We start from the raw sequence: 271 nt of genomic DNA, 5'->3' as shown, positions 1-271 counted from the left end.
CCCACCCGGTGGACTTCCTCGTTTTGTTGCTGGTACCCGTCGCCCTCGGCATGAGCGAAGTTATCTCACGCAACAAGGTGCCCGTCTCGCTAGCCCTGGTCGTCGGCATTTTGCTGGGTTGGGGCGTGCTGATGCGCGTGCCCATGCAGGAAGTGCAGCAATGGACGACAGCGCTGCGAGATCAGATCGATCTGCATCCGACCGAAGACATGGAACTGGGCGCGTGGCTGGGCCGCTCCCGGCAGCCGACCATGATCGATGATCAGGCCGC

At 62.7% G+C, this 271-nt stretch carries 1 protein-coding gene; it reads left to right on the top strand.

The features are described from left to right. On the top strand, positions 1–271 hold a 271-nt coding region (locus ACM5QX_RS29595; RefSeq protein WP_414756765.1), incomplete at both ends, for a hypothetical protein.

The organism is Anabaena sp. CCY 9910, assembly GCF_963920875.1.
Classification (GTDB): domain Bacteria; phylum Cyanobacteriota; class Cyanobacteriia; order Cyanobacteriales; family Nostocaceae; genus Trichormus; species Trichormus variabilis.
Note: the sequence above shows the minus strand (reverse complement) of the source record. Positions and strands in the feature narration are given on the sequence as shown.